Below are 16,931 nucleotides of genomic sequence, written 5' to 3' on the forward strand. Positions count from 1 at the left end.
AATCCACAACCCACAAACGTACATTTAAGGGTTGTTAACGTACACAATTCGGGATTGTTAACGTACACTTCCCGTCCAACAATCCGCAATCATCGCGTTAGCTACCGTAACGGCTACCGACTAAATCACCGGAAAGCCTACGAAGCTAAAAACGTTGATGTGGCACGGTCTTAGCAAGGCTCCGCTGCCGGATTACCCGCTTCGGTCGCCGTGCGGAACGATGATCCGCAGCCGCAAGTCGCCGTGGCGTTCGGATTGTTGATCGTGAAGCCCCCGCCCATGGCGGATTCTTTCCAATCAATCTCGAGACCGTTCAAATATTTCATGCTATCCCCATCGACGACAACCTTGACTCCGCCGACTTCCATCTGTTTGTCGTTATCGTGGAACTCGTCGTCGAATCCCATGCCGTAAGAAAATCCGCTGCATCCGCCTTCTTGAACACCAATGCGCAGAAACAAATTCGGAGCTTCTTCCGCCGCCAGCATTTCTTGAATCTTGTCGGTGGCCGACTCGCTTATGTTAACCATTTCGGTTCCCTCCCCGTGCCTGTTCTCTCTCTAGTATACCTTAGAGAGCCTCAAGCCTCAAGAGAAGTATCGCCCGCAATTTGCTGCGCGATCGCTTTAAGCTCGATCCTGCAGCGGAACTGCCCCTTCTCGTTCTGCAGGAAATCCGCCAGCCGCCTAAAAACTAGCGCCAGCTCGGGTCCCGTCGAGTCGGTATCCAGCATGTAGCGGAATTGATCCGCGGACAATCCGCGAACGCGTTCCCGATCCGCTTCGCGAACCCCCGAGTCCTGTATTCTCTTCCATTCCTTCGAAGGTTCGAATTTATCCGCGCGACGCACGATCTGCTCGTATATGCGCTGTTTCTTCAGCCACATATAATATTGAATCGGGTTAGACAAGCTCCATGCCTGTCCTAAGTCCTTAATGGTATAGGCCGCCCTATACTGTTGCAATGTTTGTATCTTCTCCGCCTCGTCCATCTTCTCAAGCTCACTGAGTGGTAAAATCTCAGGTTTCAGTGGAATGCACCGCCTCGTTCGTATTTTTATTAATAACATAACCATAATTTGTTTATTATTCAAGTTCATTCCCCATTTTGCCAACGTTTATACGTTTTCTATTTCCAGTTGCCGAGGATTATGATGAGGTTTATAATATTTACAGTTGTTCACCCAAGGACTCGCATGCAGACTTGGTAAGTTCTTTTTTTCACAAACTCAAATGCTTCATCATTCGTACTTCATCTTTTAGAAAACTGGGTTACAGGAGGCGCATGTCATGACGCTCGTTACGACGGACCCCGATCGACAAATGGCGGAAATCGCCGACAAGGTCAGAAATGGCGAAAGGCTGTCTTTGGAAGATGGCGTCTTTCTTTACCGTTCTGATGATTTGCTTACGATCGGTCAATTAGCCAATGAGGTTAATTTAAGGAAAAATGGAAAAAAAGTGTATTTCATCGAGAACATGAGCCTTTATTTCACTAACGTATGCGAAGCGCACTGCGCTTTCTGCAACTTCCGCAAGGATGAGGGGCAAGAAGGCTCTTATACGTTATCGCCTCAAGAAATGATCGATTACGTCGAGGAGCATATACACCCAGGCGTTCGCGAATTTCATATCGTGGGGGGACACAATCCGAACGTGCCGTTCGAATATTACGTGGAATCGATCCGCGCGTTGAAATCGAAGTATCCGAACGTAACGATGAAAGCTTACACCGCTGCCGAAATCGATTTCTTCTCCAGAATTTCCGGCTTGACTTACAAGGAAGTATTGGAGCGTCTTATCGAGGCCGGCTTAGAAACCTTAACCGGCGGAGGCGCGGAAATCCTGTCCGATCAGTACCGCAAAAAAATGCGGGTGGACAAAGCGAATATTCAGCAATACTTGGACGTTCACCGCACGGCCCACCAGCTTGGGTTAAAGACGCACACGACGATGCTGTACGGATCGGTCGAATCCCTCGAAGAGCGTGTACAGCATATGCTCCACATTCGGGATTTACAAGACGAGACGAACGGATTCCAAGTGTTCATTCCGCTCTCCATGCAACCGATCAGTCCGAAAGCGAGCATCCGTCGCCGGAACTCCGCTTTCGACGACTTGAAGGCAATTGCCATCAGCCGTCTCATGCTTGATAATATCCAGCATATTAAGGCTTATTTCATCAACATCGGCACGCAGTTGACGCAAGTCGCGCTAACGATGGGCGCTTCCGACGCGCACGGCACGATCGTCCGCGAGAAAATCAGCCATGCGGCGGGAGCCCTTACTCCGGCCGGCATTACGCGCGAAGACCTTGTGTGGTTGATTAAAGGCGCGGGCCGGATTCCCGTGGAACGGGACACATTCTATAACGAGATGAAAATATACGAATAACACCGGGTTCCCCGTCGTGTAGACGGGGGCTCTTCTGTGTCATACTAAGGCAAGCCAACAACTGCAAAAGGAGATCATTCGCATGAGCAAAGTCGTTATTTTAGGAGGCGGTTACGGAGGACTCACGGTCGTCCAGGAACTGCTTGAGCATCTGCCGAAGGATGCCGAATTAATACTCGTGGATCGCATGCCTTACCAAGGACTGAAAACGGAATATTACGCTTTGGCCGCGGGAACCGTATCCGATCTGGACATACGCGTGAACTACCCCGTTCATCCCCAACTGAAAATGGTTTACGGAAACATAACCGATCTAAACTTGGACAACCGTCTCGTACATGTCGAGAACGAAGAACCGATCTCCTACGATTCATTGGTCATAGCGCTTGGTTGTACCGATAATTACCACGGTATAGACGGTGCATCCAAATATTCCTGCAGTATCCAATCGCTCTCCTCTACCCGACGCACTTATCAACAAATCAATGATATTCGTCCCTATGGACAATTAACGATCGTAGGCGGCGGACTGAGCGGCGTGGAAATCGCCGCCGAATTAAGGGAAGCCCGCTCGGACGTCAATATACGCATTCTCGATCGAGGCAACAGCGTCATGTCCGCATTCCCTAGCAAATTGCAGGAGTACGTCGCCTCTTGGTTCCGCCTGCACGACGTGGAGATGAGGTCTCATATTTGCATTACTTCGTTAGAGCAAGGCACCATCCTGCACAGCGGAGGCGAGCCGATCTTCAGCGACGTGACCGTCTGGACGGCGGGAATCCAGCCAGTGGAGCTGGTTCAGCGCATGACGCAAGCCAAGGATAACCAAGGTCGATTAATCGTGAACGAATGGCATGAGCTTCCGGACGCCCCTAACGTATACGTCATCGGCGATTGCTCCAGCCAACCCTACTCTCCGAGCGCCCAGCTTGCCGGGGCTCAAGGTAAGCAAGTAGCGGAAGTCATTCGCGCCCGTTGGGAAAATAAAGAACCGAAGCTCTCCCGCATTAAGCTTAAGGGAGTGCTCGGTTCCTTAGGTAAGAAAGCCGGATTCGGATTAATGGGTTCGACGCCGTTGCTCGGTCGTATCCCGCGTATGCTTAAAAGCGGAGTGCTCTGGAAAAGCAAACGCCACTTCGGTTAAAGGTCGTCCAATAGCTTATCTAGCGCGGCCAGATCGTCTTGCTGCTTATCGATAGCGGCCAGCACCAGGTCGTATAGCTGATCGGCCGTCTCGGCGACGATGCTTTCGCCGTTAACGAGCGCATAGGGAGATAGGTAACATTCTCCGCAATTTCCCAAGCAACCGTATTCGATCACTTCGATATGCGGAAGGATTTCGAGCTTCTCTAATACCCGATCTGTTCCGTGGTGCATGTTGCTTACGCAAAATTCCACGATATTCATAAGACGAATTCCTTTCTTTAAGCGAATTACTAACAACAGTCTGTTTGAAAACCTGACTTTTTGTACTATAATAGAAGTTGAAAGGAGTGGATGATTATGAGTACCAATGCTCCAAGCACGCAGTATGACGAAGTCATCGACGTTCTCGACAAGTTGCGTCCTTTCTTGCAACGCGACGGAGGAGACGTTGAATTGGTCGACATTGAAGACGGTATCGTAAAGTTGCGCCTAATGGGTGCTTGCGGTAGCTGTCCGAGTTCCACGATCACGCTCAAAGCAGGTATCGAGCGCGCATTGCTGGAAGAAGTCGAAGGCATTCAAGAAGTCGTTCAAGTGTTCTGATTTTTCTTCATATCAGAAAGTCGAGAAGGTCCTGCCATCGCGGCAGGGCCTTTTGTCTGTCATTTCGATCCTATCTTTTCAAATGAGTGCGAATCGGATCCAATCCGCCGGATACGTCGATCGTATTGCCGGTAATGAAGTCCGATTCCGGCAGACAGAGGAAAGCGATCATTCTCGCTACGTCCTCGCCCGTCCCCGGACGGCCACGGGGAGATTCGTCGTCGATTATGCCGGCCACGTCGACTATGCTCTTCTCCTTGTTGCCGCCGCGTATGTCTCCGGGGCATATCATGTTGACGGTTATGCCGCTAGAGGCTTCTTCGACCGCCAACGTTTTCGTAAAGGAGACGAGACCGACCTTCGCGGCGGCGTATACCGCGCGATGAGGCCAAGACCTCGCTTCGGATGCGTGGCCGAAACCGAAATGAATGATTCTCCCCCATTGCCTACTCCTCATGCCCGGCAGAACGCGATGGTCCATGAGCATCGTCCCTACGAGATTTCCGTTCATCAAATAATGGATATCCTCCGGTTGATAGTCCGCGAATAAGCGTCGTTCACGGATGAAAGGCCCTGCGTTATTCACGAGGATATCGACGCCGCCCAACGTTTTCTCCACTTCGGTAACCAGCCGTTCGGCATCGTCGGATTTCGCTACGTCCGCTTGAATGGCGCATGAGCGGCGCCCCATAGAAGCGATATCCCCGGCGAGCTGCTCTGCCTCCTGCCGGCTCGACACGTAATTGATGGCTACATCGCACCCGTACGACGCGAGCTCCAGCGCCGTCCGGCGTCCCAGTCCCTTTGCGCTTCCCGTAATCAATGCCGTCCTACCCAATAGCTTCACATAGCTCCCCCATTCCCCATCCTAACGTTTATTCGAGTCTGCGAAGCCATTTGCACGCAAACCGGAATGCGTGGTTGAGCGAGCCCTGAACCATCTCCCAGCTTTGGTCCAAATCCGCCATGTTGGCAGCGATATCTTCCAGCTTCCTGCGCTCCCCGTTATTCGCGAGGCTCTGGCTAAGATCGTCTTCCAGCTCCGCGTTCATCTGATGGATTTCCAGATTCCTTCGGCTGCGCAGCCTGTTGAAAGCGCCTTGGTGACGCTCTTTCAATTCGTTAAGCGGCTTCATCAGCTCCGCGTGAAGATGGTTTTCGCGTAGATTGCGAAGCACCGTAAAATAGGAGAAACGCGCTTTAATCCGCTCGGTACGCAAGTCGAGCAGCCGGTTAAGCAACGTCCCCAGCTTATCGAGCAAGGCGAACGCGCGAATATATGCGTTCTTGTCGTAATAGACGTGCCGATTATAATTAAGCCTCTCTTTGTAAGACAGCTCATCTATATGAACGTGTCTAACCAGGCTTGCGTACTTCTTAGCCGCATAACCGCTTTGTTCGAGCTCGTCCATGGAGCGAAGCAAACCTTCGGCCCATATCGCGTACGTCCGATAGGTCGAGAATTTGTCCGGCTGCCGCTCGGCCAGCCCCGAAGCAAGCAGAGCAAATTGCTCAATCGATTGCACCGTATCGAGCGACGTCCCCGTCCACTCTCTCGGCTCTTCCCCGAACAGCATTCTTAGCAAATCTCTTCCTCCTCGACTACGTTCAAGACGACTTCATTCTCCATTGTAACGCATAAAGGACGGCGCGCTCAACCGATGACGATTGAACGCGGCCGTCCCTTGATTAAATCATAAGAACCTTAACCATTCCATGTCGATGCTTGAAAATATTCCTTCCAACGGCGATCCACGAGCTCGACGATATCCTTCCGCGCGAACAGCTCGTCCGGATAGCCGGGCTTCATCCTCGCGTCGATCACGATCGGCAGCCGATATCCGATATGATGACGGCCCGCATCGCTTGCCGCGTATAAGTCTGCGGCCGGATTGAAGCGAGTGAACGTCGTCCACAGAAACGATGTTTGCCCGTCGGCGATATCGACGTCGTCCGCAAGCACGATGAGCGGCCATTCGCAACCCTCCGCCGAGAGCTTTTCCGCCAAACGCGCGCCCAATTCGGGATCCGCGGCATATTCCGCGCCTTCCACGACCAAGCAGCCTCTGCAATAGGGCTTAACGCGCCGTATGCCCGCTATGTCTCCGCCCGCGTATTCGCCCGGCAGCTTGCGAATCGGGTCGCCTACGCCCATCAGGACGGCTTTACTGCCGTGATTAAGCCGCGGTCCCGTGTAATCCAGCGTATCGTGCGACGTATTATCGAATACGAATAAATCCTTGTGCGGATCGAAGCGTTCAAGCACGGTTTCAAGCAATAACGGGAAATTCGCCAAATCCATCGGCTTGTCCGTCAATATCAGAAATTTCGTTAAAGTAAGTTGGCCTTCTCCGAGAATTCGGAACGCGGAAGTCAGCGCTTCGCGGGAATAACTTTCCCTGACGACCGCCGCGGCCAAAGGATGAAAGCCCGTCTCCGCGTAAGTCCACAAGCTCTTGACGCCCGACATGACGATTGGGAAAGCCGGTGATAGCAGCCTCTGAAGAAATTCTCCGAGGTAATAGTCCTCTTGCCGCGGTTTACCTACAATCGTTGCCGGATAAATCGCATCCTTGCGGTGCCACATATGATTGACCTTAAGGACGGGGAAATCATGAGTCAGCGAATAATAGCCGAAATGATCGCCGAACGGCCCTTCCGGTCTCCGCTCGTGCGGAGGAACGTGGCCGACGATCGCGAATTCCGCTTCCGCGGGAATTCGGTGCCCGCCGTAAGGATTGTCCACCATCGAGAGCTTGCCGCCCACGATGAACGATGCCAGCAGCAGCTCCGGCACGTTCTCCGGTACCGGAGCGATAGCCGATGCGATGAGCGCCGGAGGTCCGCCCAAGAACACGGATACGGGCAAGGCTTCGTTGCGAAGCTCGGCTTCGTGATAGTGGAAGCCTCCGCCTTTGTGAATCTGCCAATGGATGCCGGTCGTCGAATCGTCGTAGACCTGCATCCGGTACATGCCCAAATTGTGCTGCTTCGCGTTGCGAGGATCCTCGGTATACACCAACGGCAGCGTCACGAATGGCCCTCCGTCTTCTTGCCAGCACGTAAGAGCAGGCAGCCCGGCGAGCGGCCTTTCCGTTCTCGCGGCTTGCAAGATCGGCGCGCGTTCCTTCGGCACGTTCTTTAACCCTACCTTGACGAGATCGAAGAGCATATCTTTCTCCCGCCATAACGCCGGCAAGCTTGGAGGAAGCAACGTATCCATCGCGCCGATGAGCCTTTTCACCAAGAGCTCGGGTCTCGGTCCGAAAGCCATGTCAACCCTGCGGCTAGTCCCGAATAAGTTGGTCACGACGGGAAACGGGCTCCCCTTCACGTTCGTGAACAGAAGCGCCGGGCCTTCCCTATCGATGACGCGACGATGAATTTCAGCGATCTCGAGGACGGGGTCGACGGGGGCGTCTATGATGGCGAGTTCTTTATTTTGCCTCAATGCTTCTATGAAAGGCCTTAACGATTCAAAAATCATGTCCTAACCTCCGAATGGCTACTATCGAGACAATTGCCTCGCGCGAATCGTCAATAAGACCAGCATGCTGAAGAGAGCCGAGATGATGATCGTATGAAGCAATCCGGTGAAAATATAGACGTCTTCGTTGCTGAGCGTCAAGGATAACAATCCGCCGCTAAAGACTTGAAGAATAACGAGCGTTAACGCCTTGTTGGCGATAGAAGCTAATTCCGACGGCTTTCCTGCCGTTTTACGGACGTAGCCGACCAGAATAGCGACAAGCACTAGCAGCAGCAATGCCGCGATCCGGTGGGCAAAAGCGACAGCCGTCGAGCCTGTCAGCTCGGGGACGACATCGCCGTTGCACAACGGCCATCCATCGCATGCGCCGCCTGAGCTCGTGTGTCGAATATAAGCGCCCAAGTATACGACGCCGTAACAATAGACGAGAACGGCCAAGACGCTGCGGAATAGCGCCTTAGGCAGCGAGGACAAGGGTTTGTCCAATCCGGCATTCCCGGTGACCGAGCCCGAATTCTCTCCGGCTTGCCGTTTAGCTAAAGTATACAACAACCATGTGCACGTGAAGGCGAATAATGATATTCCGAAGTGGAGCGCCAGGACGAGAGAGGATTGCTCCCATACGACGGCCATCGCGCCAAGAATTGCCTGCATCACGGTAAACAGCAGCGCGCCTCCGGCGTACAGCATGTTTTCCTTGCGATGGGCAGGCTTCCAGAAACGCGTAACGAGGAAAGTCGCCCCTACCAGCAAGCCGACCAGGCCGCTGATCATCCGGTGACTGTATTCGACCAGGGACTCAACCGTATGCGCCGGCACGAAACGACCATGGCATAATGGCCAGTCCGAACCGCACCCTCGTCCGGAATCCGTGTTCGTAACGAGAACTCCGGCTATAAGCACCAAGAACATGCCGATGCATGTAAGCAAGGTTAATAATCGATATCTTTGCGAGGTCATTTGTGAGGTCATGCGCATCCCCGATTTCTTGTGAAAGTAGGCGCTAGGAGCCATTTCTCATTATACCGAACGCCAACTTTCAAAGCCATGTTCATAATGTGAACATTGGGTTCCGGACGAGAGAGGTCTTATTATTGCCTTATTTATCGCGCGGGCTTCTTTATAATCAAAAAACCTCTTCACCCGCTCGAACGGATAAAGAGGCTCTTCGTTTCTATTGCGGTTTACTTAGCCAAAGCACCCGACACTTCGACCGCCCGATCGAGGAATTGCTCGATTTCCTCGCGGGTTTTGCGAAGCTTGCTTACGAACCTGACCAGCTCTTGTCCTTGCCTGAAAGCAATGAAGCTCGGAATGCCAAGAATATTGAGCTCGCTGCATAGATCGGGCATTTCGTCGCGATCGATCTCGATCATCGTTAACCGATCGGCGTAGTTTGCTTCCACGTCGGCGATGAAGGGCTCAATGAAATGACAATCCTTGCACCATGTGGCCTTGAATATAGCGACCGTCAATCCTTCGCCCCCTACTTGCTCGCGAAAGGCCGACTCTTCCGAAATTTTGCGCATCGTTTGTACCTCCATCTCTTTTTCTAATTCCATTATAAACGACGATCGAGAGCATAATAAAGCTTTGCACAGTCGTTGCGTCGAAAGGAGTCTCGATCCGGTGAAAAAACAGCCCGAAGGAAAAAATACAATATCCTCGCTTATGCGCGTATCCGGGCAATTATTGTCGGGATTCGCGAGTAAAGCGACCGGCTTATGGTATTCATATCGGCTCACTCGCAGGAGGCTTAAGCTCGAGGTTGATTCCGAACTGGCAGGCCGATTAGTCGGCTCGATCAAGCCTCCCGAGCTGCCTAACTCCCCCACTAACGGAGGATATGAAGAGGATGACGATCGGATATGCCGCCGCATCCTGGAGGAAACCGCTGCGCTCAATTTGAACAACGTCACCCGAACGGCAGCTTACTGGCGAATATTCGCCAGTCATCCCGAGCTTCACTGGGCATTGCTGGCCCATATGGTGTCGCGAAACGGAGGTTGGAGCATGACGGACCTGAGAGGCCAGTGGCTTCCCCAGTTGCTTGATGAACGGATGGCAAACTCGATATTCAAGCTGCTGGAAGCTTGCAACTCCCTCATCTTCGGTGATGCCTACCCCCAATTGAGACTCTACTCCGAGAGCAAGCGCGCCGGACGCGGTTTATCCCATCTGCTTAGCCGGTTCGGAGTATCGGCCTTCATGCGACCATTCTGGGATCGATTCCGTCTGGACGGCAATTCCGTTCTCCTGACCGAAGCCCTTATCGTTAACGAACAGCATTATATTCAGTCTCGAGTGGTCGAAGACGATTTTTATAAGCATTCAGTCTTCGATACGTTGACCTTTCGCAGCCAGCCTTTGCTGCAATTGAATCAGATCGTATTTCCTCTCCGGAGCGCAAAACGATGGGAAGCCGATCCGGGAATTCCGCCGAGATTGGTCGGAAGGGTGCTGGAGCATTTCGAGGACTTGCGGGAGAGAATCGAATTCGGCAAATGCCTGTACGGCATTTTATTCGGTTATCCGGAGGTTCTGCGCGGAGTGACGGCCTTCGCAGCCGAAGTCGCGCATACGGGCTCGCGCCAAGATTATTGGCCCGGAAGATTCACGCCCGATAGAAAAGGGAAAGCCGACGCCTCGCCCGCGTTAACGGACAAATGCGTCGGCTCTCTGCAGCCATCAATGTGGTTTAGCCCCGCATTAAGCGATGCTTGGACCGATCAACCGTTCGTAACCGCTTCGAAGCACGATTGGCTCGACGGGTCGGATCCGCTTCGTTACTTGAAATCGATCAAGCTCCCGCGCGTCGTGGATATGACTCATGAGCATGTTTTCGGGCAGAACAAGCTTCAAGCGGCCGTTCTTCTCGAGCGAAGCTTAATGAACGGCGCCAGCAGCTTGCGGACAGGACGCGGATAAGTGGCGATCTCCTCCGCGGTGATGACGCGCAAGTACACGAGCAGCAACGGATACAGGACGATGAGTACTCCTCCCATTACGCAACACGAGAGAAAATACGCCAGCTTGTCCGGCAACCCGGAGCAAATCGTCAATACCAACCACTCGGAGAACGCGATTCCGACCGCGACGGTCACCGTCGTCATAACGAATCCGGACCAACGGTTGCCGAGCAACTTGAACTTCGATCTCTTGCGCAAGCTCAAAATATTAAAGGTTACGGCCCATATGAAGCAGACCGTAGTCGCCGCGATGATTCCGTATACTCCGAAAAACGGCGCCAAGGCAAAGCTAAGCACGATTTTGATCAACACGCCGCTAACGGCATGCATCGTCGCTTTCTTCGGTTCGCCGATTCCGAGCAGGATGGAATTCGTGACCATCATGCCGACTTGAAACAGCGTTCCAAGCGTCAGCATGGCAACGATCCCGCTCCCGTCCGCGCTCTCGAATAGGAATCCGTTAACGCTGTGGGCGCCTACGCCGAGGATTAGCACGACCGGCATTCCGCTGTAAAGCGCGATCCTTACCGCCAACGATGCCTGATGCCCTACGCGATCCCGGTCTCCGGTCGCATGCGCGGAGGAAATGATCGGAATAATGGACTGGCTTAACGCAACTGCGATAATAACCGGAATACCCGCGATCGATTGCGCCTTCATGCCGAGCGCCGACCACCAATGGTTGATGACGTCGGGATCGAAATATCCCCGGGTCAAAGATTTGACCATCATATTATCCAGCGTGTAGAGAAGTTGGACCGTCACGGCCGTCATGACGATAGGAACGGATAGTCGAAACAGCTCGCGGTAGATCGCTCGCAATCTCAGGCGTCTCGAAGCATCGTTGTTCTTCTGTTTCTCCGCGCGGTCGCTGGCCTTCAGCTTCCGAGCATAGTAGAGCATCGCTATGAATGCTCCTATGCTGCCGAGGACGCTCCCCAGAGACGCTCCGGCCGCAATACCTTTATCGTTGAGCGGATTCGCCGAGTATACCGCATAGGCGATCACAACGGCGGCCAGGACTCTTAAGATCTGTTCGATGATCTGGGAGATGCCGCCGGCGGCCATGAAGTGGCGGCCTTGGAAATAACCTCTCATCATGGCGATAACCGGGAATAAGAGCAAGGACGGGGCTATCGCCTTGATGGCCAATTCCGCGTCAGGTTCATGCAGAATAGGTCCGGCAATAACGGGCGCAAGCAGGAACATGCCGAGCGTGATCACGACGCCGGCAATCGCTCCGAACAAAAGCGCGGCTCGGTACACTTGCTGCGCCTCATTGATTTTTCCGAGCGCGTAGCGCTCGGACACCATCTTGCTGACGGCGCTTGGAATACCGGCGGTCGCAACGACAAGCAAAAGTAAATACACTCCGTTAGCTACGGTAAAATAGCCGTTTCCAACTTCGTTCATGAAGTAATCCAGCGGAACCCGCTGAAAAATTCCGAGCGCCCTCGCGATCAGCGCGGCTGCCGCCAGAATGAGCGTTCCTTTAAGTAACGTGTCTTTTTTCAAGGGAAAACCTCGTTAGGTATGATTGTATTAGCCTATCGTTTCAAGCGGTTGATGATTGCCTCTTACGGGACGCGCCGCGCCGGACGGAGCCGCCCATTTCGCGCCATTCGCAATAACGCGTCGTACGAGCGGATGGTAGTAAGTCGGATATGTCTCGTGTCCTGGTCGGAAGTAGAAAATTTTGCCTTGGCCGCGACGGAACGTGCAGCCGCTTCGGAACACTTCTCCGCCTTCGAACCAGCTTACGAAGATGAGCTCGTCCGGCGCGGGAATATCGAAGTGCTCACCGTACATTTCTTCCGGCTTCAATTCGAAATGCTCCGGAATGCCCCGCGCGATCGGATGGGAAGGATCCACGGTCCAGATGCGCTCTTTCTCGTTCGCTTCGCGCCATTTCAAGTCGCAGCCCGTGCCCATCAGCTTCTTGAATATTTTCGAGAAGTGACCGGAATGCAAGACGACTAAACCCATGCCGTTCAGAACGCGCTCGTGAACGCGATTAACGATGTTGTCGTCCACCTCGTCATGGGCCATATGCCCCCACCAGATCAGCACGTCGGTGGAATCCAGAACTTCCTGCGTCAGTCCGTGCTCCGGTTCCGGTTGCGTGGCCGTGCGAACGATAAAATCCTCTTCCGCGGCCTCCAAGCCTTCCGCTATCGCGGCATGTATACCTTTCGGATATACGTTGCGCACCTCGTCGTGAATTTGCTCGTGCTTATACTCGTTCCATACGGTTACGCGTACCATTGCCATCTCTCCTTCGCTTTAATGGGCGACAAGCCATATGACGAAAATGCCGATCATGGCCGCCTGCAGGAAGATCTTGACGACCATACTGCTGAATAATCCGACGAGCGAGCCCCAGCCTACTTTGACGGCTCGACCCATATCGGAGCCATGGATCAGCTCTCCTATGATAGCTCCTGCCAGAGGCCCGATGATTAACCCGAACGCGGGAATGACGAACGGACCGATGAGAATTCCGATCGTGCTTCCGATGACCGACGCCCTGGATCCTCCGAATTTCTTGACCCCCCAGGCGTTCACCATATAATCCGCGACGAATAGCACGACGACGATAATCGTCTGGATGCTCCAGAACCAAAAGCCGAACGGCTCGAACGAGAAAAACCAACCGTACACGAAAAAAGCGGCGTAAATGGCTAGCGCTCCCGGCAATATCGGATAGATCGCCCCCGCCATTCCGACCGCGAACAATACGGATATGAGGATCCAGCCCAGTATGTCCACCGAAATCACGTCCTAAGTACGTATTTTTGTATCGCCGCGGCGACCCCGTTCTCTTGATTGCTTCCGGTGACGACGTCGGCAGCCGCTTTGACTTCCTCTTGCGCGTTACCCATCGCTACGCCTAATCCGACTGCCCGGATTGCCGCGATATCGTTCAAGCTGTCCCCTATTGCGACGACTTCGGACATGTCGTATCCCAGCATTCGACACACTTCCTCCAGCGCCGAAGCTTTGGAAACGCCTATCGGGTTAATCTCTATGTTGAAGGGGGACGAATTGGTAAGCTCTAGACCGTCCCATGTTTGAATCTCTTGAAGAATTTCGTTAAGTACCGTCAAATTCTCGGTATAGTAGCCGAATTTAAGCCAATGAGTCGTTATCGTGTCGCCGATCCAACGTTCTTTGTTGTAAATATCCTGGGTACTGTAAGCCCAGAACCAAACATCGTGTTTCTCCGCCAAGGCGTGGAGTCTCATGACTATGCCCGAATCAAGCAAAGTACGCCGATGTATGGAATGCGGCTTCGTCCAAATTTCGCCCCCGTTGACCGTGATCATGGGAGTGTCCAAGTTCATCTGCTCGGCAATAGGAAGCGCGCTCTGAAATCCGCGCCCCGTGGATACGCAAACCGTAACGCCGGCATCGACGGCGCGTTTAACCCATTCTAGATTGGTAGCGCTAATTTCGCTGCGGTCGTTCAACAGCGTTCCGTCCAAATCAAGAGCCAATAGTCGATATTTCCCCATCTGGTAATCCACTTGTTCATTCCACTCCCTGCTGCGGTGTTCCGTTCCTCAATCCAACGTCATTCTATCACATTTTGACGCCCGAATTAAATTTTAGTTAAGCTCGCTTTCTTGCACGTAAACAAAAAAGAAACTTTGCCCCCTCACTCTAAGGGGGCAAAGTCTCTATCGTTAATCATTTAATAAGCTTCCCGAGCGGTTGATGCCCGTTGACGAAGCTTGCGGACGACAAGGCCATGCGACGGCGAGAAGAGGAACGCAAGCAAGAACAGCACGCCCGCCACGCAAACCATGCACCCCGCGATCGATGCGTCCAATACCGCCGCCGTATAATATCCGGCAATCGAGCTAATCACGCCGATGACGAGACTTAAACCGATCATCGTCCCCAAGCGATCCGTTAGCAGGTAAGCGGTCGCCGGCGGTACGATGAGCAGTCCGACGACCAGAATCGCGCCGACGCTCTCGAAAGAGCTTACGGTTGCCATCGATACCAAGCCCATCAAAACGTAATGGAATAAAGCAACGGGAATTCCGATGGCCGCGGCCAATGCCGGATCGAAAGCACATAGCTTAAATTGCTTGTAGAATAAGCCGATAACGGCGACGATCAGAAATAAAGTTATTCCGAGCAGCCACACCGCTTTAGGTCCGACTTCTACCCCGTTAATCATCAGTTGATTCCAATGGACATAGGCGATTTCCCCATATAACACGCAGTCCAAGTCCAAGTCGACCTGACTTGCGTTTAAGCTTATCAGCAGAACGCCGGCGGCGAATAACGAGGTGAACACGACCCCGATCGAAGCGTCTCCTTGGACGCCGCTGTTCTGAAACAGCTGGATCAAGAACACCGTTACGAAGCCGATGATGGCCGCTCCGAACAGCATGAATACGGAATCGCGGGATCCGCTGACCAAGAACGCGATTACGATACCGGGCAGCACGGAATGACTAATGGCATCCCCGACGAGCGCCATGCGGCGCAAAATAAGAAAGCAGCCCAATATGCCGCAGCAAGAGGCGACAAGCGCCCCGGTAACCATAATCCAGAAGCCGCTCATGCCGACACCTCCCTATCCTTTACGGAAGAGCCGGTCTTTGATTCCGGTAGGCTCTCGGCTCCGTTCTCGGCTGCCCATTCCTTCTTCGCGGAGTATCGACGTACGATCTTAGCCACGATGCCCCTGCGCGGCCCGAACAGCACCGAAGCCACGAATAACGCGGAGGCGGTCAATACGCTAAGCGGCCCTGTCGGCAATTGATCCGTTCCGGCACTGATCCATGTTCCGATCGCCCCGCTTAGAGCCCCGAACAAGCCGGAGAGAACGGTCATGACGCCCAAGCGATCGGTCCAATATCGGGCCGATACTGCGGGAGTGATAAGCAAAGCCGCTACTAGGACTACGCCTACCGCTTGGATGCCTACGACCACGGCTACCGTGACGAGCCATAACAACAGCTGCTCGAGCGCGGTCACCGAAAATCCAAGTCCTCTCGCGTAACCCGAATCGAAGCTGATCAGCTTGAATTCCTTGAACAACAACGCGCAAGCGACGATGAGCAGCACCGCGACGCCGGTCATCGTATAGACGTCGCTTGCCGTCATCGATGCCGCCTGACCGAACAGAAACTTATCGAGTCCGCTTTGGTTCCCATAGGAGCTATGCTGGATTTGCGTTAGAAGCACGATGCCTAATCCGAAGAAAACGGAAAGAACGATGCCCATTGCGGCATCCTGTTTAATTCGCGAATGTCGGGTGATCCAACTGATTCCCACCGTCGCGATCATGCCCGCGACGATCGCTCCGATCATGAAGTATCCGACCGACTTGACTCCGGTCAGCATAAAGGCGATGCAAATGCCGGGCAACGCCGCATGGGCTAGCGTATCCCCGATCAAGCTTTGCTTCCTTAAGTATGCGAAGGTACCGATGACTCCGGTACTTAAACCAAGCAGCATACTTCCAATCAATATCCATTGCAGGTTCGGATCCGTGAATAAATTCAGCATTCCGCTCACCGTCCCGCTCTCGCGGTCGCCGCTGGCTCTTCCGCTTGATGGCTCTTGATGAAGGTCAACCGCCCGCCGTAAGCTTCCTGCAAGCGTTGCTCGGTAAATGTCGTGGCCGTAGGCCCGTAAGCGATCATTTCTCCGTTGATCAGCATCACGGAATCGAAATACTGATCCACCGTAGCTAGATCGTGGTGAACGACGAGCACGGTCTTCCCCTGCTTCTTCAGCTCGTTTAACAACGTGATGATCGCCTTCTCCGTCGCCGCGTCGACGCCTGCGAACGGTTCATCCATGAAGTACAGCGTGGCGTCCTGAGCCAATGCTCTAGCGAGGAACACCCTCTGCTGCTGTCCTCCCGACAACTGGCTGATTTGCCGTCCGGCGAAGTCGGCCATCCCGACCTTGGACAAGCATTCCATTCCGATCGCTCTTTCTTTGGCCCCGGGTCGTCTAAGCAAACCCAAATGGCCGTATCTTCCCATCATAACGACGTCCAAGGCGTTCGTTGGGAAATCCCAGTCGACCGACTCCCGTTGCGGGACATATCCAACCAATTTGCGTTGCGACTTATACGGTTTACCATAGACGAGCGTTTCCCCGGTTAACACGGGTTGTAAACCCAATATGGCTTTGATTAAAGTCGATTTACCCGCGCCGTTGGGACCGATGATTCCAATGAGTTCCCCTTCGGCCACTTCGAAAGTCACGTTCCTGACGACCGGCTTCTTCTGATACGCAACGGTAAGATTCGTAACGGATAATGGCGATAATCGAGAATTCGTAGTCATGTTTATTCGC

Annotated in this window: 19 protein-coding genes; 4 read left to right on the forward strand and 15 right to left on the reverse strand. The window is 53.3% G+C overall.

What is annotated here, in order from left to right; translation table 11 throughout:
• Positions 1 to 170: 170 nt before the first annotated feature.
• Entirely contained in the window at positions 171 to 530 is a 360-nt protein-coding gene (erpA, locus tag DFP95_RS18225) for an iron-sulfur cluster insertion protein ErpA (protein WP_115994091.1), read from the reverse strand.
• Between the two features lie 50 nt (positions 531 to 580).
• Complete coding sequence (locus tag DFP95_RS18230) at positions 581 to 964, reverse strand: hypothetical protein (protein WP_147304186.1); 384 nt, start codon at positions 962 to 964, stop codon at positions 581 to 583.
• Between the two features lie 325 nt (positions 965 to 1,289).
• On the opposite strand from DFP95_RS18230, the gene mqnE reads away from it, so the two are divergent.
• Together mqnE and DFP95_RS18240 are read left to right on the forward strand one after the other, a co-directional pair.
• Positions 1,290 to 2,393: an aminofutalosine synthase MqnE gene (gene mqnE / locus DFP95_RS18235; protein WP_115994093.1), complete on the forward strand. Its 1,104-nt coding sequence runs from the start codon at positions 1,290 to 1,292 to the stop codon at positions 2,391 to 2,393.
• Between the two features lie 82 nt (positions 2,394 to 2,475).
• On the forward strand, positions 2,476 to 3,537 hold the full coding sequence (locus tag DFP95_RS18240; protein ID WP_115994094.1) for an NAD(P)/FAD-dependent oxidoreductase: 1,062 nt from the start codon (positions 2,476 to 2,478) through the stop codon (positions 3,535 to 3,537).
• On the opposite strand, the gene DFP95_RS18245 is transcribed toward DFP95_RS18240, so the two are convergent.
• Positions 3,534 to 3,800, reverse strand: a complete 267-nt coding sequence (locus tag DFP95_RS18245) for a YuzB family protein (protein ID WP_115994095.1) — start codon at positions 3,798 to 3,800, stop codon at positions 3,534 to 3,536. The genes DFP95_RS18240 and DFP95_RS18245 overlap by 4 nt on opposite strands.
• 96 nt (positions 3,801 to 3,896) lie before the next feature.
• Here DFP95_RS18245 and DFP95_RS18250 point away from each other — a divergent pair, with 96 nt between their 5' ends.
• Positions 3,897 to 4,142: a NifU family protein gene (locus DFP95_RS18250; RefSeq protein ID WP_115994096.1), complete on the forward strand. Its 246-nt coding sequence runs from the start codon at positions 3,897 to 3,899 to the stop codon at positions 4,140 to 4,142.
• 70 nt (positions 4,143 to 4,212) lie between these two features.
• On the opposite strand, the gene DFP95_RS18255 is transcribed toward DFP95_RS18250, so the two are convergent.
• The 5 genes from DFP95_RS18255 to DFP95_RS18275 all read right to left on the reverse strand — a co-directional run bounded on the left by DFP95_RS18255 (position 4,213) and on the right by DFP95_RS18275 (position 9,161).
• Positions 4,213 to 4,989: an SDR family oxidoreductase gene (locus DFP95_RS18255; protein ID WP_115994097.1), complete on the reverse strand. Its 777-nt coding sequence runs from the start codon at positions 4,987 to 4,989 to the stop codon at positions 4,213 to 4,215.
• A gap of 28 nt (positions 4,990 to 5,017) precedes the next feature.
• Entirely contained in the window at positions 5,018 to 5,719 is a 702-nt protein-coding gene (locus DFP95_RS18260) for a Cthe_2314 family HEPN domain-containing protein (RefSeq protein WP_245987727.1), read from the reverse strand.
• 128 nt (positions 5,720 to 5,847) lie between these two features.
• Positions 5,848 to 7,629: a UbiD family decarboxylase gene (locus tag DFP95_RS18265; RefSeq protein ID WP_115994099.1), complete on the reverse strand. Its 1,782-nt coding sequence runs from the start codon at positions 7,627 to 7,629 to the stop codon at positions 5,848 to 5,850.
• Positions 7,630 to 7,650: 21 nt separating this feature from the next.
• Entirely contained in the window at positions 7,651 to 8,604 is a 954-nt protein-coding gene (locus DFP95_RS18270) for a COX15/CtaA family protein (RefSeq protein ID WP_245987721.1), read from the reverse strand.
• Positions 8,605 to 8,816: 212 nt separating this feature from the next.
• A complete protein-coding gene (locus DFP95_RS18275; protein WP_115994101.1) occupies positions 8,817 to 9,161 on the reverse strand; it encodes a thioredoxin family protein in 345 nt (114 codons plus the stop codon).
• Between the two features lie 100 nt (positions 9,162 to 9,261).
• Here DFP95_RS18275 and DFP95_RS18280 point away from each other — a divergent pair, with 100 nt between their 5' ends.
• On the forward strand, positions 9,262 to 10,560 hold the full coding sequence (locus DFP95_RS18280; RefSeq protein ID WP_115994102.1) for a DUF2515 family protein: 1,299 nt from the start codon (positions 9,262 to 9,264) through the stop codon (positions 10,558 to 10,560).
• Here the strand turns inward: DFP95_RS18280 and DFP95_RS18285 are convergent.
• The 7 genes from DFP95_RS18285 to DFP95_RS18315 all read right to left on the reverse strand — a co-directional run bounded on the left by DFP95_RS18285 (position 10,491) and on the right by DFP95_RS18315 (position 16,921).
• Complete coding sequence (locus tag DFP95_RS18285) at positions 10,491 to 12,116, reverse strand: putative polysaccharide biosynthesis protein (protein ID WP_115994103.1); 1,626 nt, start codon at positions 12,114 to 12,116, stop codon at positions 10,491 to 10,493. The two genes, DFP95_RS18280 and DFP95_RS18285, sit on opposite strands and share 70 nt — an antisense overlap.
• Positions 12,117 to 12,143: 27 nt before the next feature.
• A complete protein-coding gene (locus DFP95_RS18290) occupies positions 12,144 to 12,866 on the reverse strand; it encodes a ThuA domain-containing protein (protein ID WP_115994104.1) in 723 nt (240 codons plus the stop codon).
• Between the two features lie 18 nt (positions 12,867 to 12,884).
• Entirely contained in the window at positions 12,885 to 13,370 is a 486-nt protein-coding gene (locus tag DFP95_RS18295) for a DUF456 domain-containing protein (RefSeq protein ID WP_115994105.1), read from the reverse strand.
• 5 nt (positions 13,371 to 13,375) lie between these two features.
• Entirely contained in the window at positions 13,376 to 14,116 is a 741-nt protein-coding gene (locus tag DFP95_RS18300; RefSeq protein ID WP_115994167.1) for a Cof-type HAD-IIB family hydrolase, read from the reverse strand.
• Positions 14,117 to 14,295: 179 nt separating this feature from the next.
• Positions 14,296 to 15,180: a metal ABC transporter permease gene (locus DFP95_RS18305; RefSeq protein ID WP_115994106.1), complete on the reverse strand. Its 885-nt coding sequence runs from the start codon at positions 15,178 to 15,180 to the stop codon at positions 14,296 to 14,298.
• On the reverse strand, positions 15,177 to 16,130 hold the full coding sequence (locus DFP95_RS18310; RefSeq protein ID WP_115994168.1) for a metal ABC transporter permease: 954 nt from the start codon (positions 16,128 to 16,130) through the stop codon (positions 15,177 to 15,179). The genes DFP95_RS18305 and DFP95_RS18310 overlap by 4 nt, the downstream gene beginning before the upstream one ends.
• A gap of 5 nt (positions 16,131 to 16,135) precedes the next feature.
• Positions 16,136 to 16,921 carry a metal ABC transporter ATP-binding protein gene (locus DFP95_RS18315; protein ID WP_115994107.1) on the reverse strand — a complete coding sequence of 262 codons (786 nt, stop codon included), beginning with the start codon at positions 16,919 to 16,921 and terminating at the stop codon, positions 16,136 to 16,138.
• Positions 16,922 to 16,931: the final 10 nt, after the last annotated feature.

The sequence above is a fragment of the Cohnella lupini genome, assembly GCF_003386205.1.
Taxonomy (GTDB): domain Bacteria; phylum Bacillota; class Bacilli; order Paenibacillales; family Paenibacillaceae; genus Cohnella; species Cohnella lupini.